Raw genomic sequence first — 19,517 nt, forward strand, 5'->3', positions numbered from 1 at the left:
AAGCACCCACGAGTTTTTGTCCGGATAATGCCCATTTGGAGTGTGTTTAGGTGGCATTATCTGGACAAAAACCCCAAGCGAGGCTCTGGAGGCGGAGGCAGCCCTACGCCAGGAGGCTGCGCAGCACATGCGCGGCGCCGTCGTCGAGCACCGAAAGCGTGACCTCATCCGCGGCGGCGATAACTTCCTCCGGGGCCTGGCCCATGGCGACTCCGCGCCCGGCCCAGCCCAGCATTTCGATGTCGTTCCGGCCGTCGCCAATGGCCACGGTCCAGTGGGGTTCAGCACCCAACTCGCCCCGGAGCCGTTCCAGCGCGCTGGCCTTTGTAACACCAGCGGCGGCGATGTCCAGCCACGCGGTCCAGCCGACGGAATAGGTGACGCCGGCCAGTCCGATCTCCTGGATGGTTGCGGTGAACTCTTCCGGGGTGTTTTCGGTGCTGAACACCACAAGGCGGACGGCGGTGGCTTCGAGCAGAGTCTGGAAGTCGACGCCGATCGCCTCGACGCCGAAGCTGGCGTCCTGGAATCGTTCCGTGGACAGGAAATTGCCGTCCTCGTCCTCCAGCGCATACTTCGCAGTGGGCAGCTTCTGCCGCAATGCCCGGAGCGCCGGGGCGGGATCGAAGGTGGCCTTGTGGATGATTTCGTAGCCGTCAGTCAGGTCCGGATGCAGCCGGAGGGTCACGCCTCCGTTGCAGCAGACGGCGTAGCCGCGGTCGATGCCGATCTGCTCGATGATGGGCAGCGTGGCGTTCAGGGAGCGGCCGGTGGCGATGAGGACATCGTGCCCTGCGGCGACAACGGCCTGGGCGGCCTCACGGACAGGGGCGGACATGTGGCCGTCGTGGTCCACCAGGGTTCCGTCCACGTCCAGGGCAACCATGAACTTGGTGGTGGTGTTTTCGTTTGCGATCCGCTGGTCATCGATGCCAGCGACTGTGGTTTCAGTCAATGTAGTCATACATCCAGTAGACCAGAGTCCCCCTGAAACCGGCTAGGACGCAGGCCACAGCGCGCATGAACACCCGGTTAATACTCACAGGGTTATCCCCGGTGTGAGTGTTAACCTTCGGCCCGCCGTTCCCGCTGGCTGGCCCTGGAATTCCCCGCCGGGTGGTCAATTCCCCGCCGCGGGACACGGGGAAAAGTCCACGTTGAGGGGACTTGCCGGGACTTATCCACATCCGGGATCGCATGGCTGGCTCCGCAGGAATTCATCGCCCAGCATTGGACCATGGAATCCGCCCCTCCTGCCCTGATCCTCGCCAGCCGCCCGGCGCGCTCTCACCGGAAGCAGCCGTGGCTTGAGCCGCGCCTACAATTAGGGAGATCTGGTCCGGGTCAGAACCGGCGTCTACTACAGCAAGCCCGCCTGGCTCGCCCTCAAAGCCTGGCAGCGTTATGCGACCACGGTGGAAGCGGTGGCGGCCAGCTATCCGGAAACAGGGTTCTGCTACCTGACCGCCTTGCGTGTCTGGCGACTTCCCAGCCCACGCGTGCCTGATCACGTCCACATCCTGACGGCATCACCACATAAGGCGGGCAGGCTTCCGTCAACGACGCGGGCGGCAAAGGACCCCAGGACCGGCCGCACCGGGTTGGAGGATGTGCGCGGCTATGGAATCTCCCTGCATCACTGGCAATCGGACGTCACCAGCACCCGGGGGTTCGGTGTGACGTCACTGGTTCAGACGGTTATGGATTGTGTTGTTCGGCTGGAACTTCCTGAGTCCGTGGCCATCGTGGACGCTGCGCTGGGGAGCCGGCGCAAGGAAGGCGAAGGCCTCACCCGGATCGATGTGGAGCAAGCGGCGGCCGGACTCGCGTCGGCTGCCAAACGCCGTAGGGTCCTGGAAGTGCTCGAACTGGCTGACGAGGCCTCGGAATCCGTAGGCGATTCCCGGAGCAGGGCACTCATCCACATCTTGGGGCTCCCGGCCCCGGTCCTGCAGCATTCCTTCTATGACCATGAAGGCTTCATTGCGCGGACAGACTTTTTTGGCCCGAATACGGCGTCCGGAGTTATTGCGGCGGAAACTTGAACGTGCCGGAGTAACGCGCAAGAATCCCCGCCGCGTGGCCTAATCCCCCTCGCGTTACAAGGGGAATGGACCACGCGGCGGGGACTTGTCCACGAATCAGCGAAGCCTAGAGGACGGGGAAGACTTCCATGCCGCCGAGGTACTTCTGCAGTGCGGCCGGGACGTTGACCGAGCCATCAGCGTTCTGGTGGTGCTCCAGGATGGCCACGATCCAGCGGGTGGTGGCCAGCGTGCCGTTGAGGGTGGCTACGGCACGGGTGCCCTTGGCAACGCCTTCGTCGTTGACCACACGCTCGCGGATGTTCAGGCGGCGGGCCTGGAAAGTCGTGCAGTTCGAGGTGGAGGTCAGCTCACGGTAGGCGCCCTGCGTCGGAACCCAGGCCTCGCAGTCGAACTTGCGGGCCGCGGACATGCCGAGGTCGCCGGCGGCGGTGTCAATGACGCGGTACGGGAGCTCGCACTTGGCCAGCATCTCCTCTTCCCAGGCCAGGAGCCGTTCGTGTTCGGCTGCGGCTTTCTCCACCGTGGTGTAAACGAACATCTCCACCTTGTTGAACTGGTGGACACGGATGATGCCGCGGGTGTCCTTGCCGTGCGAGCCGGCCTCACGGCGGTAGCAGGAGCTCTGCCCGGCGAACCGGATCGGGCCGGCCGCCAGGTCCAGGATCTCGTCCGCGTGGTAGCCGGCCAAGGCAACCTCGGAGGTGCCCACCAGGTAAAGGTCGTCCTCGGCGAGACGGTAGATCTCGGCGTCGTGCTTTACATCAAAGCCTGTGCCCTGCATGGTTTCGGGGCGCACCAAGGTTGGGGTGATCATGGGAACGAAGCCGGCCTCGATGGCCTGGTCCATGGCCATCTGCAGCAGCGCCATCTCCAGGCGTGCACCCACGCCGCGCAGGAAGTAGAAGCGTGAGCCCGAAACTTTCGCGCCGCGCTCCATATCGATGGCGCCGATCAGCTCACCGATTTCCAGGTGGTCCTTCGGCTCGAAATCGGGGAACTCGCGGGGCGTTCCAACGGTTTTGACCACGATGTAGTCGTCCTCGCCGCCCTCGGGGACGCCGGCCTCAATAAGGTTTGGGATACTGCGCAGCAGTTCGTCCTGCTTGGCCTGGGCAGCGTCTGCTTCGGCGGATGCGGCCTTCACAGTGTTGGCCAGTTCCTTGACCTCGGCGAGCAGGGCTTTCTTTTCATCGCCCTTGGCCTGCGCCACCTTCTTGCCGAAGACGTTCTGCTCGGCGCGGAGGTTTTCAAACCGGATCAGGGCGGCACGCCTGGCGGAGTCTGCGGCCATGATCGCGTCCACCACTGATTCGTCTGCGCCGCGGGCGCGCTGGCTGGCACGGAACTTGTCCGGGTTTTCGCTGAGGTCTTTTACGTCGATCACCAGACAAGAGTATCGAATCCGGCGGGACCAACACTGCCCGGCCGGACGGGGGGAATCGCGGCGCCGCGGCCGGGATACTGTTGAAGCACCATGAACGACTGGCTTCTCTACGTCCTGAGCGCGGCGGCGCTGGCTTTCGCCGTCTCCAGCTGGTGGGGCGTCCGGAAGCTCAAGGCCCTGCACATCCGCAGCGCGGTCCATGAAGAAGCGCACGAAACGGGACTTACCCAGCAACGCGTGGTCGTCATCCTCAACCCCGTCAAGGCACGTGCCCCCGAAGCGAAGGAAGCCATCCAGCGCGCCTGCTTGACAGCCGGGTGGGACGAACCGCTCTTCCTGGAGACCACCGCTGAGGACCCCGGATACTCCCAGGCCCGGTCGGCGCTGGACTACAAGGCCGACGTCGTTCTGGTGGGCGGTGGCGACGGCACCGTGCGGGTGGTGGCAGAGTCCCTCGCACACACGGATGTGGCCATGGGCCTGATTCCGCTGGGGACGGGAAACCTCCTGGCGCGAAACGTGGATCTGGATGTCAACGACCTTCACGCAAACGTGCATACAGCGCTTTTCGGCCACCAGCGCTACATCGATACCGCGCGGATGGGCATCGAGAATTCCCGCACGGGACACTCTTCCGAGCACGCGTTCCTGGTGATCGCCGGGATCGGCATGGACGCCGAAATACTCGCTGATACCAATGCCGGCCTAAAGAAAGCCGTGGGTTGGCTCGCTTATACCGAAGCCGGAATGCGTCACCTGCCGGGGCGGCGAAGGAAGGTCTCAGTCGCGCTGGATGACAAGCCTGAGCAGGTCCGGAACATCCGCAGCGTCCTCTTTGCCAACTGTGGGCTGGTCCCGGGCGGGATCGATTTCATCCCGGAAGCCATGATCGATGACGGCATGCTGGATGTGGTGGTCATGAGCCCCCGCAGCGCCATCGGCTGGCTGGCCATGTACGCGAAAATCCTCTTCAAACACAAGGGCAACCTGCCCATCATGACGATGTACCGGGCCGGCCGAATCGTCATCAAGTGCCCCGAGCCCATGCCCACGCAAATCGACGGCGACACGTCCGGGCTGGCCACCAAGCTCACCGTCCGGGTGGAACCGCGCTCGCTCCTGATAAGGGTCAAGGGCCAACCGGCCTGAGGCGGTTGCCTTCCACCGATATAGCCTCGACGGCTGACGCGGTCGAAGAGATGATTTTCCAGTACGTGGACACGGGGACTGGGAGACCACATTCTGGCTGGGAAAACCCGCGCATCGCCGCAGACGGAACCGCGACGGGGTCGGCGACGCCGGCAAGATCCCCTAAGGAGCTCCAGAACTCGCCACCCACGCTGTCATCGCACAATTAGCCGCCGTCGACATCGCTCGCGCGCCCAACCAAGTCGCTCCCGGTGCCTTGGCGCAACTGTTCAGGACGTCTACGCGCAGGTGTGATTCGTCCCCGGCTTTGGAGCGACCACAGCGGCACGGGGCCCGGTCAGACTCCCTGATCTGCCGCCAGGCTTCCGCGAAAGCGGAAGGAAAAAGAATTCGCTGGCGACCCATCCGTGACGCGGATCACTACGAACCTTCTGTATCGCCATCACGGGCATGCCCATCGGCAAGGCTTCAGGCTTTCACCCGGCTGGCGACCCGGCGTGAGTACCGTCCGGATGTCATGGTCTCAAAATCGCATCGCACTCATGACAGGAGCAAACGAATGTTTGATCAGAGATTCATTTCAAATGCAATGAGCCGCAGCGCCGAGGATCCGCTGGACCGGCGTCTTTTGTTCCGGGCCGCTGGCGTCGCCGGGATCGGGGGCGCCGCGGCTCTGCTTGCCGGGTCATCGGCCCATGCATCATCGGAGTCCGAGAACTCCGGGAACAGTCCCAGCGACGGGGCGATCCTGAACTTCGCCCTGAATCTGGAATACCTCGAAGCGGAGTTTTACCTCCGTGCCGTCACGGGCCGAGGCCTGGACGATGGGCTCACGGACGGCAAAGGCCGCCGGGGCGGCGTCACAGGCGGTGGGAAGGTCCCGTTTACACCGGGGAGCCTCATCGAGAAATATGCCAGGGAGATCGCGGCCGATGAAGAAGCCCACGTCAGATTCCTCCGCACCGCGCTGGGAAAGGCCGCTGTTTCCCGGCCCCAGATTGATCTGGAGGCCAGCTTCACCGCAGCGGCAACGGCCGCGGGCCTGATCACGGCAGGCCAGACGTTCAACCCGTTCGCGGACGAAACCAGCTTTCTCCTGGGCGCGTTCATCTTCGAGGACGTCGGCGTCACCGCCTACAAGGGAGCCGCCCCCCTGATCGATAACAAAACCTATCTGGAGGCGGCCGCCGGCATCCTCGCCGTCGAGGCGTACCACGCCGGTATCATCAGAGCCACCCTCTACGCCCGCGGACTGCAGGAGCCCACCCAGGCCATCTCGGATGCCCGGGACAGCCTGGACGGCTCCACGGATCTCGACCAGGGCATCGGCAACGAAGCCACTGCCAACCTCGTCCCCACAGACGCCAACGGTATCGCCTTCAGCCGCAACCCCGGACAAGTCCTGAACATCGCCTACCTCACCCCCAAGGCAGTACGTGAAGGCGGGTTCTTCCCCGACGGCGTCAACGGCCAAATCAACACCAGCGCCACCAGCTCATAGCACGACGGCATGCGGCGGAAGACAGTTTCTGCAGGGGCCACGACGCGCAGTTGAGCGTCAAAAAAGTGGGTCCGGCTCCGGAGGAGCCGGACCCACTTTTTCCCGTGAAAGTCAGTCCTCCCTGAAGAACTCCTTGACGGTTTTAGGCAGTTGCCTTCTTGGCAGCTCCAGCCTCTGCAGCAGCTTTCGCGGCACGTGCCTCGGACTGCTCACGGATCATGGCCTGCTCCTCTTCGAAGCGCAGGCGGTCGGCGCGGTCAGCGTCATCCCCGTCCCAGTCCTGGTTGTCGGCTGTGGGCTTCGGATTAACGATCATGCCCTGGCCGTCGTTGTCTGTGCTGCTGGTACTCATGACCTGTTCCCTTCATTAGGGGCCATCCCCCAAGTGGATCAAGCAAGCATACGCACAGTAACTATCCCGCGGAAGTACCTCGGCCTACGCTGTGGGCGAAGCCTCGGGCGGCGTCAGGCTGCGTTCATTCCCCCTGCAGAATCTGCTCCACCCATTCATGCGCCGCCCGGAATGCCTCGTCAGAGGTGTGTTGCGCGACGCAGGAGCTTTGGGCGTCAGCCCGTCCATAGGAGCCAAGGAAGCGGGTGGCCGGGCTGATGCGGTGAAGCCCAGCCAGTGCATCAGCCACACGGGCGTCCGCGATGTGCCCGTCAGCGTCGATGCTGAAGAAATAGTGTCCCAGGTACTGACCCGTAGGCCGGGATTCGATCCGGCTGAGGTTCACGCCCCTCGTGGCGAACTGGTCCAGAATTTCCATCAGCGCACCCGGGCGGTCTTCCGGAAGCGGGACTACCACCGTGGTCTTGTCCGCACCGGTCCGTTCGGGCAGTGCGCCGAGCCTGCTCACGAGGATGAACCGCGTCACTGCACCCGGGTTATCGCCGATGTTCTCCGCCAGGACTGTCAGCCCTGGCTGCTCCTGGGCCACAATGGGCGCACAGATCGCGGCGTCGTAGTGGGCGTCGCCGTCCAGGAGGCCCATGGCTGCCGCCGCCGTGGAGGAGCCGGCAACATATTCTGCACCTGGAATATTCGCATCCACCCAGAGACGGCACTGTGCCCAGGCATGGCCGTGAGTGGAAATGCGGCGGATGTCACCAATGCGCACACCGGGTCGGGCCACCAGGACAAAGCTGATGGGGACCAGGACTTCGCGGATAATTCGGAGTTCCTGCCCGCTGGCAATGGCGTCCAGCGTGGCCGTGACCCCACCTTCCACCGAGTTCTCAATGGGGACCATCGCTGCGTCCGCAGAGCCATCGCGGACCATGTCCAGCGCAGCGTTGACGTTGGAGGCCGGGATGCGGGTGGCCCTTCCGGCATCCGGAACCTGCATAAGTGCCGCCTCGGTGAACGTGCCCTCAGGCCCGAGGAAGGTGTACGTAACAGGTGTCGCGGGCATGGATTCCTCTGTGGTGGCGGGACGCAGGTTCGGGCTGAACTACAGGATGAGCGGCTTGAGGCCGTTGTCGGACACGAGTGGCTTGCCGGACTCGAGCCACTGGTCCATTCCGCCGGCCACGTTGATGGCTGTATAGCCCTGTCCGGTGAGCCATTGCGCGGCGCGGAAGGACCGTCCGCCAGTGCGGCAGATGACATAGACGTCCTGGTCCGGGTCCAGTTCGTCAAGCCGCGCCGGAAGCTGGTCCAGGGGAATGTGCACAGCGTCCTCAGCGTGTCCGGCAACCCATTCGTAGTCTTCGCGGACATCCAGAATCACGGCGTCGGCTGGGACGTCATTGACGGGCACGGTATCAAAATCGCTCATAGGAGTCCTCTTTCGGAGAATCACGGGTCTCCTTCCAGCCTAGCGCCAGCCGATCGCGCCGCTCCCGAAACCAGGGACAAGTTACGCTGTTGAAGACCCGTAGGAGGATCCTTGCCCGCTGAGCAGCCCACCATTTTGGCCACGTCTGGAGGCTACAGGCAAGGTGTTCGAACACGCTTGGAGTTTGACCGCCTGCTGCACTACGCCGTGGAGCTTTCCGGAGCCAGCGGACGGCCGCCGCGGGTCACCCACGTGGGTACGGCCGCCGGGGATCAGCGCGGGTTCAATGCGGAAATGGATGAGGCCGCGCGGCTGGCGGGCTTCGACTTCAGCCACCTCAATCTCTTCACCATGCCAAACCACGCAGACCCGGAGGCGCATCTGCTGGAACAGGACGTGGTGTGGGTGAACGGCGGCTCCGTGGTGAACCTGCTTGCCGTCTGGCGTGCCCACGGGCTGGACGGCATCCTCCACCGCGTGTGGCAGCACGGAGTTGTGCTGGCGGGGGTTTCGGCCGGATCAATCTGCTGGTACCAGGGCGGCACCACTGATTCGTTTGGGCCGGAGCTGCGTGCAGTGACCAATGGCTTGGCCTTCCTCCCGTACGCCAATGGCGTCCATTACGACTCAGAGGAAAGGCGGCGCCCGCTGGTGCACCGGCTCGTGGCTGACGGAATGCTGGGGGAAACGCACTGCACGGACGACGGCGTGGGGCTGGTCTACCACGGCACGGAACTTGTGGAAGCGGTTGCCGAGGTACGGGGCAAGGGCGCTTACATCGTCACCGCGGAAGCCGGTGGAGCGGATGGAAGCACCGCTTCCGAGCGGCGCCTGGAGCCTCGCTTCCTTGGCTGACATCCACGACCTGCCGGCTGTTCGGCTCCGGGATGCGCTCCGTGCGGGAGAGCTTTCAGCGCGGGAAGCCACGGCCCATTTCCTGGCCCGGATCGCGGAGCAGAACCCGTTGCTGGGCGCCTTTGTCACGGTCACGGCGGATCAGGCGATGACCGACGCAGCCGCCGCCGATGCCCGGTTCGTCCAGTTCCGGAAAGACTCCGGGAACGACTCCGCGCGGGACTCCGGAGGCAGCGCGGGCGGCCTGCCGATCCTGCACGGCATGCCGGTGGCATTCAAGGACCTGACCGACGTCGCCGGCGTGGTGACCACCCACGGAAGCGCCGCACTTGACCACAAACCGGCGCCCGCCGATAGCGCCCTCGCCGCAGTCCTCAAGGCCGCTGGCGTGGTCTCACTGGGCAAGACGCAGGTTCCGGAGTTTGGACTGACGGCGTACAGCGAAAACCGCATCGCACCGCCGTCGCGCAATCCCCATGCCCCGAGCCGGAGTTCCGGCGGCTCCTCGGGAGGCAGCGCTGCCGCGGTGGCCGCGGGCCTGCTTCCGTTCGCGCCGGGGACCGACGGCGGCGGTTCCGTCCGCATCCCGGCCGCCGCCTGCGGCCTCGTGGGACTCAAACCCGGCCGCGGCGTGGTGCCGTCGGGCGAGAGTTCAGGCGACCCCGCGCGCCTGGTGGTGGCGGGGCCCCTGGCCCGCAGCGCAGCCGACGCGGCCCTGCTGATGGATGCACTGGCACCGTCCCGTGACAGCAGTTATCTCGACGCTGCAGCACACGAACCGCGCCGGCTGCGCATAGGCCTGACCCTGGACAGCCCCTGGTTCGCCACCTTCCCGTTCACGCCCGAACCCGAAGCCTTGACCGCGTTGCAGGCGGGCACCGAAATGCTGGAGCATGCCGGGCACGCCGTCAGCGAAGCCGCCATCCGCTACGACAACCGCTACCCGGACGCCTTCACCACCGCGTGGACCGCCGCAGTCGGAACCGCCCGGATCAGTCCGCACCGCGAAGCGCTTCTGGCCCCGCTGACCCGTACGTTCAGGCGCCGGGCCCAGCAGCGCAGCGCCGCAAAACTCAATGAATCGCTGGCGTTCCTGCGGCAATTCGAACGCGACACGATCACGCAGTACGGCGGCTGGGACCTGATGCTGATGCCGGCACTGGCGCAGACGCCGCGCCCCGTGGGCTGGTTTACCGGCGCCACCCACGGCGACGAACCGTGGCCGGCAGCAGAATGGCCCGGGGACGCCGACGGCGACTACCGCCGGCAGTGCGAATTCGCCCCGTGGTCCTCCATGGTGAATGCCTGCGGCCTGCCTGCCATCACCATTCCCGTGCACTGGACCGGCGGGCACCCGGCGCATGGCCTGCCGATGGGGATCCAGCTTGTAGGGCCGGCAGGATCGGAACTGCTCCTGCTCCAGGTGGCGGTCCAGCTCGGTTTCTGATGGCCGTTTGACGTGCTCCAGGGTGTCGACGCGGGGGCCGATCCGGAGGACGATTAAGGGGCAGTCATTATGAGGAGGTCTGTGATGTGCTATTCATCGATGGAGGATTTCGGGTGGCGAGCCAAGAAGGAAGCCGACCGGAAACCCGAAGCGCGCCAGGAAACACCGCCGGACCGTCCGGAGCCGCATTACACGGCCCAGGACTTCACCTTCTGGGCCTTCCCGCGTCGCCGGAGGACCCACGAAACCCAGGAACCGGCCGCTGAGCGCAGGCGCGAGAGAGTCTGATATTGCGAGTCAGGCCCACCTGAAGAAAGGCCCCCAGACGGGGGCCTTTCCGCTGCCCGGCGTCTCTTAGCCGGGGTCAGCTGCGACCGGGGGCTCAGTAGCCGTAGGTGGAGCTGTACGTCAGCCCGATGATGAGGAGCAGCCAGAACGCCCCGTAACCCAGCAGGCAAAGGTACCCCAGGACCAGCCCGGTGATGGACATGCCCTTGCCGGAGGGTTCACGGCGGAGGGCCAGATGGCCGGTGATGATGGCGGCGATCTGCGGAATCATGATCCAGCCAACGATGACCGAGGCAATGCCGCAGACCATGCTGGCGATACTCAGGCCCTTTGGCTGCTGGGCGGGCATGCCGTAGTAGGCGGGCTGCCCGTACGCCGGCTGGCCATAAGGGCTGGCACCCTGGCCGTAAGGGCTTGGAGGCTGGCCATAAGGGCTGGCACCCTGGCCGTAAGGGCTTGGAGGCTGGCCATAAGGGCTGGCACCCTGGCCGTAAGGGCTTGCAGGCTGGCCATACGTCGCGCCGTACGGATTGCCAGGCTGGCCATACGTCGCGCCGTACGGATTGCCAGGCTGGCCGTAGGCGCCGGGTTGGTTGTACTGGCCTGGCTGGCCGTACTGGTTCTGGCTGTACTGGTCCTGGCCAAACTGATTCTGGCCGTACGGGTTCTGGTCATACGGCGGCGGCGCCGGAATGCTTGGGCCCTGGGGCGGCACAAACTGCGGCGGCTCGTAGCCTGCCGGCGAATCGCCGGGTCCCGCACCGGACCCTTGCGAATCAGGGCGCGGAGTTGGCTGGTCAGTCATGATTTTCCCCATTCGAAGTCTTCGCTTCCCAGCCTACCGCCGCCTGCATTACAGGCCTACAGCCGCCCTCATCCAGTCCTACCGCCCCCAATACGGCAGCACGTAGACAGCAAAAACCACAAAGGCAGCCAGGAACATCAACCGGGTCATTCCACTGGCTGCGTCGTGCTGCGCCTTCGATTTCCTGGCGCGTCCCGAGCCGCCGCTGCCCGCCCCAGTACGCGCCCCACGGCGGGTGCCATAGGCGGGCTGCCGGGACCCGCTCCGGCCCCCGGTCTGCCCGGACCGCGGCGGCCCAGCCACCGGCGGCCCTCCGCCCGCTGGCTCTACGGTCGGTGACTTAACGGTCAGCGGCTTCACGGACAGCGAGTTCACCGCAGGACTTTCCGCCGCAGATTCCTGCGTGAGCTGCTCGCCGAGGTGCGCATACAGGCCCACCACCGTCTGCTGGTCCAGCACCGGGGGCAGCGCCAGCACGGCAGCAACAACGCGGTCTACCCCTGCCACGGCGACGTCTGAATTGGTGATGCCAAAGAGGTCCGGCTGCCCGGTGAGGCAGATCAACGGGCGGACGAACCGCCGGTGGGGCGGCGCCAGCACTGACGCGACGGCGGCGCACTGCGCCAATGCCCCGTCAACCGACTGCGTCCTGGCAAACCGGCCCTGCCACAGGACACCGGCGGCGACACTGACCTCACCGGTCCAGTTCTTGGCATCGACCACCACCACCCCACCGGGACCCACCAGCACATGGTCAAGGTTGGCTTTGGGCCGCCCGGGCCAGTGGACGTCGTTCAGCAGGTACCAGCCGTGCGGAATGAGCCGGCTCAACCTGTCCGCCACGAGCCGTTCGCCCACAGAACCGGCGTCCCACGACTTCGTGGCCCGTTCGGCCTGATCGAGTTGGCGTTTCAGCCGCTGCACCCGTTCTGCAGCAAGCCTCGACTGCTCGGCCGCGCCGTCTCCTGCCCCCATGACCTACCCCCTGGCTCCCGCATGCCAACTCACTGCAGTGTGCGACTTACTGCAGTACCAGACACTTACTGCAGGGCCCGACGGCGGCGCTCCCCGCCGTCGGGCATTCTTTCCTGAGTTTTCCGAACGTAGCAGCGCCGCGGGGAGCCGGTATATAGGTACTTTTGGGGCCAGTACCTGCTTTAACTACTTGCTGCCAAGCGTCCGGCGGGGACTTTTCCGCGTCATAGGGGCCGGATTATGGACCCCGCGTTTTGACTCCAGCCCACGTCTGGCATGCTGGTGCCATGGCTAGCCGCGCGGGCACAGTTGCCCAACCCCAGGACCTTGTTGACATCACTGCGCTCCTCGACGCGTATTACGACATCACGCCGGATCTGGGTGATCCCGGCCAGCGCGTGGCATTCGGCACTTCCGGGCACCGCGGCTCGAGCCTCAAGGCGTCGTTCAACGAAAAACATATCGTCGCGATCACGCAGGCAATCGTGGAATACCGTGCCGGGCAGGGCATCACCGGCCCGCTTTTCCTGGCGAAGGACACCCACGCCCTCAGCGAGCCGGCGCAGAACTCCGCCCTGGAGGTTCTCGCGGCCAACGGCGTGCACGTGCTGATCGACGCGCGGCACGGCTACACCCCCACACCGGCACTGAGCCACGCCATCCTCACCTACAACAACAACCGCCAGCCCGGCACTCCGGAAGCGGACGGCATTGTGGTCACGCCCAGCCACAACCCGCCCGGAGACGGCGGCTTCAAGTACAACCCTCCGCACGGCGGCCCGGCCGATTCCGACGCCACGGGCTGGATCGCCAACCGTGCCAACGAACTCCTCGAAAACGACCTGCGGGGCGTGAAGCGCATCCCCGTCTCCGACGCCCTCGCCGCGGACAGCACCGGCAAGTTTGATTTCCTCAGCAGCTACGTTGACGACCTCCCGTCCGTGTTGAACCTGGACGCCATCCGCGAGGCCGGTGTCCGCATCGGCGCCGACCCCATGGGCGGGGCTGCAGTGGATTACTGGGGCGAGATCGGCGAGCGCCACCACCTGGACCTGACCGTGGTGAACCCCACCGTGGATCCCCAGTGGGCGTTCATGACCCTGGACTGGGACGAGAAGATCCGGATGGACTGCTCCTCGCCGTTCGCTATGGCTTCCCTGATCAACAGGATGTCCGACGGCGGCAGTTCAGCCGCGTTCGACGTCGCCACCGGCAACGACGCCGACGCCGACCGGCACGGCATCGTGACACCTCTTGTAGACGGGGTGGGTGGCCTGATGAACCCGAACCATTACCTCGCGGTCGCCATCGATTACCTCTACCGCAACCGCGGCGGCTGGAACCCCGACTCGGTGGTGGGCAAGACCCTGGTTTCGTCGTCCATCATCGACCGTGTGGCGGAAAGCCTGGGCCGCAAACTGGTTGAGGTCCCTGTGGGCTTCAAGTGGTTTGTGCCGGGACTGCTGTCCGGCGAAGGCGCGTTCGGCGGCGAGGAATCTGCCGGCGCATCCTTCAACAAGCTGGACGGCAGCGTCTGGACCACCGACAAGGACGGAATTCTGCTGGCGCTGCTTGCCTCGGAGATCACCGCCGTCACCGGCAAGTCGCCATCGCAGCTGTACAAGGGCCTGACCGACCAGTTCGGCGCCCCCGTCTACGCGCGCATTGATGCAGCAGCCACGCGGGAGCAGAAGGCGGCACTCGGCAAGCTCTCGCCGTCGGACGTCACCGCAACTGAACTGGCCGGCGAAACCATCACCGCAAAGCTGACCGAGGCGCCCGGCAACGGCGCGTCGATCGGCGGGCTCAAGGTGGTCACGGAGAACGCCTGGTTCGCCGCGCGCCCGTCCGGGACCGAGGACGTCTACAAGATCTACGCCGAGTCCTTCAAGGGCGAGGAGCACCTCAAGCAGGTCCAGGCAGAAGCCAAGGCGCTGGTGGACGGCGTCATCGCCTAACCTGCGCAGGCAAAAGCTGACGCTCTCTCACTAGATGCGCTTAAATGACCGACGCTCCCTCACTTTCCTGAAGAAAGTGAGGGAGCGTCGGTGTTTAAGCGGCGTTAAGTGATAGAGCGTTAGACGGTGCGGACAACGTCGTCGTAGCTGAACTTGGGCTTCGCGGCGCCCCAGGCGTCTGCGCCGGCCTGGCCGATGTTCACCACCATGAAGCTCTTCTGGTCACCGGCCGGGAAGAACGCGGCGTCGATGGCACCGAAGTCGGCTCCGGTCATCGGGCCGGCGGCGAGGCCCAGGGACCGGACGGCCAGGATGAAGTAACCGGCCTGCAGGTGCGCGTTGTTGTTGCCGGTGGATGCGGCCAGGTCCGGGGCGGCGTCGTACATGGCCTTCGGGGCGTTGTACTCGGGCAGGAAGTTGTCCCACTGCTCGGCCCAGGCGGTGTCGTAGCTGAGGACGGCAACCAGCGGCGCGGAGGCAGTCTTGGCCTTGTTGCCGTTGGCCAGGGTGTCAACGAGCCTGGCGCGGGCCTCGTCCGAGCGGACGTAGGTCACGCGGAGGGGCTGGGAGTTGAAAGCCGTGGGGCCGAACTTGGTGAGCTCATAGATGGCACGGGCCTGGTCCTCGGTCACCTCGCCGGTGAAGGTGTTGGCTGTGCGGGCCTCGGCAAAAATGGCGTCGACGGCGGCCGAATCGATGACGGCTTCTTCGTGGGCAATAGTCATGGCGTACCTTTCGCTGGGCCGCTCATCGCAAACGATGGGCCGGCGGTCTGCTTTCCATAGTTGTAACTTCAAGCAGGCCGGACCTCTTCCCAATACGGCAGGTGACGTTCACCACAGCAGAGCCGGGATTGCGGCTTGACCCCTCCAGAAAGCCTGAGGAACATGGGCGGTAAAGGCGCAGCCTGCCTGATCGTGCTCCCTGCGCCGCCCGACCCCAGCAGGGACGTGAAGACATGTCGGAGCCTCGGAAGCGCCCATCACCGGTCCGGTTCTCCGCCGTTCTGGCCGCCATCGTGGCAGTAGTGCTGACGGGCTGCACGGCGGCACCGCCGGCGCCTGCGCAGGTCACCCGAGCGTCCGTGACATACCGGACCATCCTGGCGGAATTCAGCAAACGGATGCTGGACCTCGGAGCCCCGGCGGTCCTGATCGAGGCGCGGATCGACGGCGAGACATTTTCGTCGGCAGGTGGCGTCCGCAGCCTGGAAACGTCGGCGCCGGCCGAGGTCACCGACCCGGTCCACGTCGCCAGCGTCACCAAATCCATGGTGGCCGTTTCAGTCCTGAAACTGGTGGAGGAAGGCATCATCCGGCTCCAGGATCCGGTGGGGAGGCACCTCCCCGAATTCGACACCCTGATGAAGCCGCCAGGCCCTGTCACGGTGGAGCATCTCCTGCGGCACACGAGCGGCATGCCCAACTATCACGACCCGCAGTTGACGTCGGGCACGCTGCACGAGGCGCTGACGCAGCCCATCACGGCTGAAGAAATTCTTGCCCTGACAGCCAGCGTGCCCTGGGTGCTGACGCCCGGCGACCGCATGCTGTACGCCAACGCGAACTACATTGCCCTTGGCCTCATGGTGCAGCGCCTGCGCGGCCAGCCCATCGCCCAGATCTTCCGGTCAGACATTATCGACCCCCTCAAGCTGACCGGCACGCAGATGACCGGCCCCGGCCCGGCACCCGCAAACATGGTCCATGGCTACATCACCATCGACGGCGTTCGGCTGGACACGGCGTACCTGGCCGGGCTGATCGGCGACACCGCGGCCGGCCTCGTCTCGACTGTCGTCGACGTGAACACGTTCTACGCGGCGCTCATGGACGGGCGGCTCCTGAAGCCCGACACCGTCAAGGAGATGCTGCTGGCGCCCGAGGGCTACGGGCTGGGCCTAGAGCGGTGGGGCGACGCCTGCGAAGGCGGCTTCTACTACGGCCACCCGGGCGACACGGCAGGATACGGAACGATGGCCCTGACAACCCCGGACGCCAGGCGCCAGTTGACCATTAACTTGGCGTATCCACCTGGACCGCTCAACCTCACTCCCAACACACCCAGTAACGAGCTGGCCTGGGAAGTATTGCGGATCGCGCGGAAGGCACTCGACAGCACTTGCTGAACCCGGACCGGGCCGCGCGGTATTGTTGCACCGGAAGATCCCAGCCCCAGCGGCAACCCCCTTGAAAGGCCCCGACCATGAGCATGCTCGGAATGAAATGGAAGCTCCACGGCACCGGCAAATCGATTAAGCCCGGCCACGTGGTTGCTCCGGATGAGCGGCTGGCCTGGCCCCTGACCATCGGCGTAGGCATGCAGCACGTCGTGGCCATGTTCGGAGCCACCTTCCTGGTGCCCATCATCACCGGCATGCCGCCGGCTACCACCCTCTTCTTCTCCGGCATCGGCACGCTGCTGTTCCTGGTGATCACCAAGGGCCGCGTTCCCAGCTACCTCGGCTCCAGCTTCGCGTTCATCGCGCCCATCATGGCCTCCCAGCAGCAGTTCGGCGTGCCCGGCGCGCTGGGCGGAGTGGTGCTTGCCGGCGTCGCCCTGGCCCTGATCGGTGCGATCGTGCAGAAGTTCGGCGCGGGCTGGATCAACCGGCTGATGCCGCCCATCGTCACCGGCGCCATCGTGACACTGATCGGCCTGAACCTTGCACCCGCGGCGAAAATGAACTTCGACGCCGCCCCGGTCACCGCCGTCATTACGCTGGCCACCATCATCCTGGTCAGCGTTCTTTTCCGCGGAATCGTCGGCCGGCTCAGCATCCTCGTGGGCGTGGTGGTGGGCTACCTCGTGGCCATGCTGCGCGGCGAAGTGAGCTACGAAAAAATGGAAGCCGCAGCCTGGATCGGCCTCCCGCACTTCCAGACCCCCGAGTTCCACGTGGGCGTGCTTGGCCTCTTTGTCCCCGTAGTACTGGTCCTCGTGGCCGAAAACATCGGGCACGTGAAGTCCGTGGCGGCCATGACCGGCCAGAACCTCGACGGCGTCTCCGGCCGCGCGCTGATGGCCGACGGTGCCGCCACGGTCCTCGCCGGCATCGGCGGCGGCTCCGGCACCACCACGTACGCGGAGAACATCGGCGTTATGGCGGCCACTAAGGTGTATTCGACGGCGGCGTACTGGGTTGCCGGCGTCTTCGCCATTGTGCTGAGCTTCTCGCCGAAATTCGGCGAACTCATTGCCACGGTCCCGCCGGGCGTGCTGGGCGGAGCGGCCACCATGCTCTACGGCATGATCGGCGTCCTAGGCGTCAAGATCTGGGTGCAGAACAAGGTGAACTTCTCCAACCCGGTGAACCTGACCACCGCCGCCGTCGCCCTGATCATCGGCATTGCCGACTACACGTGGACCATCGGGGAACTGACGTTCACGGGCATCGCCCTCGGCTCGGCCGCCGCCCTGGTGATTTACCACGGCATGAAAGCCATCGCGAAGGTCCGCGGCTCGGTGGCTGAACCGGAAACGGAGCAGGCGGGTCTGCCTCCCGCCGTAAAGGCAGCCGTCAACGCAGCAGCGAAACGCGCGCATAAGAAGCGCTGACCCGTCCGCACCTGCGTCCGGCTGTTGCGTCAGGCCGCGTGACCGCCGCCGATGAATGGTCCGGGCGGGGTTCCGATGCCGAAGACCGGCCGCGGCTCGGGACGCTTGGCGGTCAGCTCCCCGGCTGCGGGGTGCTTCAGTTGCCGGATCACCCACGGAACCAGGTATTCCCGTGCCCAGATGAGGTCCTCGGTCCTGGCTTCCTTCCAGCTGCGGGGCAGTGGCGGCTTGGGCACCAGGGGCTCCAGCGTGTGCGGGACACCCAGGGCCTTCAGCACGGCCGCGGCGATGGTGTGGTGCCCCAGTGGTGAGAAGTGCAGCCGGTCCGGATCCCACATGCCCGGGTTCGACAGTTCGCGCAGGAACCACAGATCAACCATGACCGCGTCATGGCGGGCCGCCACCGCGTGGAGGTTCTCATTGAAGATGGCCACTTTGCCGCGGATCTGGCTGAAGACCGGCGTCGCACCCCAGTCCGGCCCGGCAAAGAGGACCACGGTGGCGCCGGACCTTGCCAGTTGTGCCACACCGTCATCGATTTTTTCTGCGAGCCGGTCAGGATCGCTGCGCCGGAAAACAATGTCGTTACCGCCGGCGGAGAGCGTGACCAGGTCAGGTTTCAGGGCGACCGCCGCGGCAAGCTGGTGGTCGAGGATCTGCTGTACCAGCAGGCCCCGGACGGCAAGGTTGGCGTAGGCGAAATCAGCCTGGTTCGCACTGAGCTCCTCGGCCACACGGTCTGCCCAGCCGCGAAAACCACCCTCGCTGCGCGGCTCGGGATCTCCGATCCCCTCGGTAAAGGAATCGCCCAGTGCCACGAGGCGGTGCCACGGGTGGGGCGCCGGTTCCACAGCGGTGTTCTTGGCTGCAATGTCCTGTTTCCAGACGTTCATGCCGTGCTCCCTGTTTTGTAGGGTCCCTCGCTGAGTGAGGAGGTTTCAATTCCAGCGAGTCCCCTGAGAGGGGCGTTTTCCTGGCTGCGTCCGGCCGGGTCCAGGCGCGAGGCAGCCACAATATTCAAGGCGGTCTCACGAAGCCCCTGGCGGGTGTGCCGCGCGACGGTCCGGAGGTACTGCAGGGCCGCCTCATGGCCGAGTCCGTAATCGGATTTGAGGGCGCTCACTGCCAGGTCCATAAGCACCATGGAGCTTTGGGCTACCGCCAGTTGCGCGCCGGCTTCGGCCCGCTCCGCCACCCGCACCACCATCCACAGCGACCGGGCCACCTGCCGCGCGTACCGGCGCGTCCTGATGATGTCCTCGCTGGTGAAGGCGTGGGGAGTGGACGCGTAGAGGCTCAGTGCGGCGCTCCAACCGGCGGCGGCCGCAATCGGCATTGACAGCAGCGACCTGACGCCGTGGTCCGCGGCAGCACTGGCATAGCCCGGCCATCGCCGGTCGCGGGCGACGTCGGCCAGGTGCACAAAATCCCCCGTGCGCACGGCCTCAAGCACGGGTCCGTCTGCAAACGAGCACTGTTCTTCGTCTGCGGCGCGGGCCGCGGGGGTGCCGGCGGCGGCGGTTCGGGCCGATCCGGGGCGGAAGAAGGTGACAGCCCAGCTGATCCCGCGGGAATCGCCATCGATGTCGCGCATGAACTCGCGGGTAACCGCAGCAAGGAAGTCTTCAACATCCGTGCTGTCGAACACCACATCCTGGGGGTCGGGAAGCGATTCCCAGCCCGGCTCCCCCGGTGTCTCTGCGGCCATGTTCCACGCCTAGGTTCGAAACGCGTGGCCCACTGCAAAACCTGCTTCTAGGATACGTCC

At 65.5% G+C, this 19,517-nt stretch carries 19 protein-coding genes; 9 read left to right on the top strand and 10 right to left on the bottom strand.

Annotation, left to right across the window (positions count from 1 at the left end; translation table 11 throughout):
• Window positions 1-103: 103 nt before the first annotated feature.
• The gene (locus MUN23_RS07285) at window positions 104-964 is read right to left on the bottom strand and encodes an HAD family hydrolase (RefSeq protein ID WP_248763202.1); all 861 of its coding nucleotides are present in this window, start codon (window positions 962-964) and stop codon (window positions 104-106) included.
• 535 nt (window positions 965-1,499) lie between these two features.
• Between MUN23_RS07285 and MUN23_RS07290 the strand changes: the two genes are divergently transcribed.
• Window positions 1,500-2,045 carry a hypothetical protein gene (locus MUN23_RS07290; RefSeq protein WP_248763203.1) on the top strand — a complete coding sequence of 182 codons (546 nt, stop codon included), beginning with the start codon at window positions 1,500-1,502 and terminating at the stop codon, window positions 2,043-2,045.
• A 106-nt stretch (window positions 2,046-2,151) separates the two neighbouring features.
• Here the strand turns inward: MUN23_RS07290 and serS are convergent, their stop codons facing one another.
• A complete protein-coding gene (serS, locus tag MUN23_RS07295; protein WP_248763204.1) occupies window positions 2,152-3,432 on the bottom strand; it encodes a serine--tRNA ligase in 1,281 nt (426 codons plus the stop codon).
• A gap of 90 nt (window positions 3,433-3,522) precedes the next feature.
• On the opposite strand from serS, the gene MUN23_RS07300 reads away from it, so the two are divergent.
• Both MUN23_RS07300 and MUN23_RS07305 read left to right on the top strand, forming a co-directional pair.
• Window positions 3,523-4,581, top strand: coding sequence for a diacylglycerol kinase family protein (locus MUN23_RS07300; RefSeq protein WP_248763205.1), 1,059 nt, complete (start codon window positions 3,523-3,525; stop codon window positions 4,579-4,581).
• Window positions 4,582-5,140: 559 nt separating this feature from the next.
• The gene (locus MUN23_RS07305) at window positions 5,141-6,082 is read left to right on the top strand and encodes a ferritin-like domain-containing protein (RefSeq protein ID WP_248763206.1); all 942 of its coding nucleotides are present in this window, start codon (window positions 5,141-5,143) and stop codon (window positions 6,080-6,082) included.
• A 142-nt stretch (window positions 6,083-6,224) separates the two neighbouring features.
• Here the strand turns inward: MUN23_RS07305 and MUN23_RS07310 are convergent, their stop codons facing one another.
• From MUN23_RS07310 to MUN23_RS07320, 3 genes are all read right to left on the bottom strand, one after another.
• Window positions 6,225-6,434 carry a hypothetical protein gene (locus MUN23_RS07310; protein WP_056347667.1) on the bottom strand — a complete coding sequence of 70 codons (210 nt, stop codon included), beginning with the start codon at window positions 6,432-6,434 and terminating at the stop codon, window positions 6,225-6,227.
• A gap of 124 nt (window positions 6,435-6,558) precedes the next feature.
• On the bottom strand, window positions 6,559-7,497 hold the full coding sequence (pheA, locus tag MUN23_RS07315; protein WP_248763207.1) for a prephenate dehydratase: 939 nt from the start codon (window positions 7,495-7,497) through the stop codon (window positions 6,559-6,561).
• Window positions 7,498-7,536: 39 nt separating this feature from the next.
• The gene (locus tag MUN23_RS07320; protein ID WP_056347663.1) at window positions 7,537-7,863 is read right to left on the bottom strand and encodes a rhodanese-like domain-containing protein; all 327 of its coding nucleotides are present in this window, start codon (window positions 7,861-7,863) and stop codon (window positions 7,537-7,539) included.
• Between the two features lie 111 nt (window positions 7,864-7,974).
• Between MUN23_RS07320 and MUN23_RS07325 the strand changes: the two genes are divergently transcribed.
• The 3 genes from MUN23_RS07325 to MUN23_RS07335 all read left to right on the top strand — a co-directional run bounded on the left by MUN23_RS07325 (window position 7,975) and on the right by MUN23_RS07335 (window position 10,453).
• Entirely contained in the window at window positions 7,975-8,718 is a 744-nt protein-coding gene (locus MUN23_RS07325; protein WP_248763208.1) for a peptidase E, read from the top strand.
• On the top strand, window positions 8,711-10,165 hold the full coding sequence (locus MUN23_RS07330) for an amidase (protein WP_248763209.1): 1,455 nt from the start codon (window positions 8,711-8,713) through the stop codon (window positions 10,163-10,165). The genes MUN23_RS07325 and MUN23_RS07330 overlap by 8 nt, the downstream gene beginning before the upstream one ends.
• A gap of 84 nt (window positions 10,166-10,249) precedes the next feature.
• The gene (locus MUN23_RS07335) at window positions 10,250-10,453 is read left to right on the top strand and encodes a hypothetical protein (protein ID WP_248763210.1); all 204 of its coding nucleotides are present in this window, start codon (window positions 10,250-10,252) and stop codon (window positions 10,451-10,453) included.
• A gap of 94 nt (window positions 10,454-10,547) precedes the next feature.
• Here MUN23_RS07335 and MUN23_RS07340 read toward each other — a convergent pair whose 3' ends face one another.
• Both MUN23_RS07340 and MUN23_RS07345 read right to left on the bottom strand, forming a co-directional pair.
• The gene (locus tag MUN23_RS07340) at window positions 10,548-11,258 is read right to left on the bottom strand and encodes a DUF4190 domain-containing protein (protein ID WP_248763211.1); all 711 of its coding nucleotides are present in this window, start codon (window positions 11,256-11,258) and stop codon (window positions 10,548-10,550) included.
• 78 nt (window positions 11,259-11,336) lie between these two features.
• A complete protein-coding gene (locus tag MUN23_RS07345; protein ID WP_248763212.1) occupies window positions 11,337-12,233 on the bottom strand; it encodes a nuclease-related domain-containing protein in 897 nt (298 codons plus the stop codon).
• Window positions 12,234-12,520: 287 nt separating this feature from the next.
• Between MUN23_RS07345 and pgm the strand changes: the two genes are divergently transcribed.
• Window positions 12,521-14,191, top strand: a complete 1,671-nt coding sequence (gene pgm / locus MUN23_RS07350) for a phosphoglucomutase (alpha-D-glucose-1,6-bisphosphate-dependent) (RefSeq protein WP_248763213.1) — start codon at window positions 12,521-12,523, stop codon at window positions 14,189-14,191.
• 119 nt (window positions 14,192-14,310) lie between these two features.
• On the opposite strand, the gene MUN23_RS07355 is transcribed toward pgm, so the two are convergent.
• The gene (locus MUN23_RS07355; protein WP_248763214.1) at window positions 14,311-14,916 is read right to left on the bottom strand and encodes a malonic semialdehyde reductase; all 606 of its coding nucleotides are present in this window, start codon (window positions 14,914-14,916) and stop codon (window positions 14,311-14,313) included.
• A 233-nt stretch (window positions 14,917-15,149) separates the two neighbouring features.
• Here MUN23_RS07355 and MUN23_RS07360 point away from each other — a divergent pair, with 233 nt between their 5' ends.
• The gene (locus MUN23_RS07360) at window positions 15,150-16,319 is read left to right on the top strand and encodes a serine hydrolase (RefSeq protein ID WP_248763215.1); all 1,170 of its coding nucleotides are present in this window, start codon (window positions 15,150-15,152) and stop codon (window positions 16,317-16,319) included.
• Between the two features lie 77 nt (window positions 16,320-16,396).
• Complete coding sequence (locus MUN23_RS07365; RefSeq protein ID WP_248763216.1) at window positions 16,397-17,749, top strand: uracil-xanthine permease family protein; 1,353 nt, start codon at window positions 16,397-16,399, stop codon at window positions 17,747-17,749.
• Window positions 17,750-17,778: 29 nt separating this feature from the next.
• Here MUN23_RS07365 and MUN23_RS07370 read toward each other — a convergent pair whose 3' ends face one another.
• A complete protein-coding gene (locus MUN23_RS07370) occupies window positions 17,779-18,642 on the bottom strand; it encodes an SGNH/GDSL hydrolase family protein (protein WP_248763217.1) in 864 nt (287 codons plus the stop codon).
• Window positions 18,639-19,457 (bottom strand): GAF domain-containing protein, encoded by an 819-nt coding sequence (locus tag MUN23_RS07375; protein WP_248763218.1) that lies wholly within the window; start codon window positions 19,455-19,457, stop codon window positions 18,639-18,641. The genes MUN23_RS07370 and MUN23_RS07375 overlap by 4 nt, the downstream gene beginning before the upstream one ends.
• Window positions 19,458-19,517: the final 60 nt, after the last annotated feature.

The organism is Pseudarthrobacter sp. SSS035 (assembly GCF_023273875.1).
Classification (GTDB): Bacteria; Actinomycetota; Actinomycetes; order Actinomycetales; family Micrococcaceae; genus Arthrobacter.

Coding starts and splice junctions, on each gene's coding strand:
- MUN23_RS07285 (WP_248763202.1), bottom strand. CDS start 964: ATGACTACATTGACTGAAACCACAGTCGCTGGCATCGATGACCAGCGG.
- MUN23_RS07300 (WP_248763205.1), top strand. CDS start 3,523: ATGAACGACTGGCTTCTCTACGTCCTGAGCGCGGCGGCGCTGGCTTTC.
- MUN23_RS07305 (WP_248763206.1), top strand. CDS start 5,141: ATGTTTGATCAGAGATTCATTTCAAATGCAATGAGCCGCAGCGCCGAG.
- MUN23_RS07310 (WP_056347667.1), bottom strand. CDS start 6,434: ATGAGTACCAGCAGCACAGACAACGACGGCCAGGGCATGATCGTTAAT.
- pheA (WP_248763207.1), bottom strand. CDS start 7,497: ATGCCCGCGACACCTGTTACGTACACCTTCCTCGGGCCTGAGGGCACG.
- MUN23_RS07320 (WP_056347663.1), bottom strand. CDS start 7,863: ATGAGCGATTTTGATACCGTGCCCGTCAATGACGTCCCAGCCGACGCC.
- MUN23_RS07335 (WP_248763210.1), top strand. CDS start 10,250: ATGTGCTATTCATCGATGGAGGATTTCGGGTGGCGAGCCAAGAAGGAA.
- MUN23_RS07340 (WP_248763211.1), bottom strand. CDS start 11,258: ATGACTGACCAGCCAACTCCGCGCCCTGATTCGCAAGGGTCCGGTGCG.
- MUN23_RS07345 (WP_248763212.1), bottom strand. CDS start 12,233: ATGGGGGCAGGAGACGGCGCGGCCGAGCAGTCGAGGCTTGCTGCAGAA.
- pgm (WP_248763213.1), top strand. CDS start 12,521: ATGGCTAGCCGCGCGGGCACAGTTGCCCAACCCCAGGACCTTGTTGAC.
- MUN23_RS07355 (WP_248763214.1), bottom strand. CDS start 14,916: ATGACTATTGCCCACGAAGAAGCCGTCATCGATTCGGCCGCCGTCGAC.
- MUN23_RS07360 (WP_248763215.1), top strand. CDS start 15,150: ATGTCGGAGCCTCGGAAGCGCCCATCACCGGTCCGGTTCTCCGCCGTT.
- MUN23_RS07365 (WP_248763216.1), top strand. CDS start 16,397: ATGAGCATGCTCGGAATGAAATGGAAGCTCCACGGCACCGGCAAATCG.
- MUN23_RS07370 (WP_248763217.1), bottom strand. CDS start 18,642: ATGAACGTCTGGAAACAGGACATTGCAGCCAAGAACACCGCTGTGGAA.
- MUN23_RS07375 (WP_248763218.1), bottom strand. CDS start 19,457: ATGGCCGCAGAGACACCGGGGGAGCCGGGCTGGGAATCGCTTCCCGAC.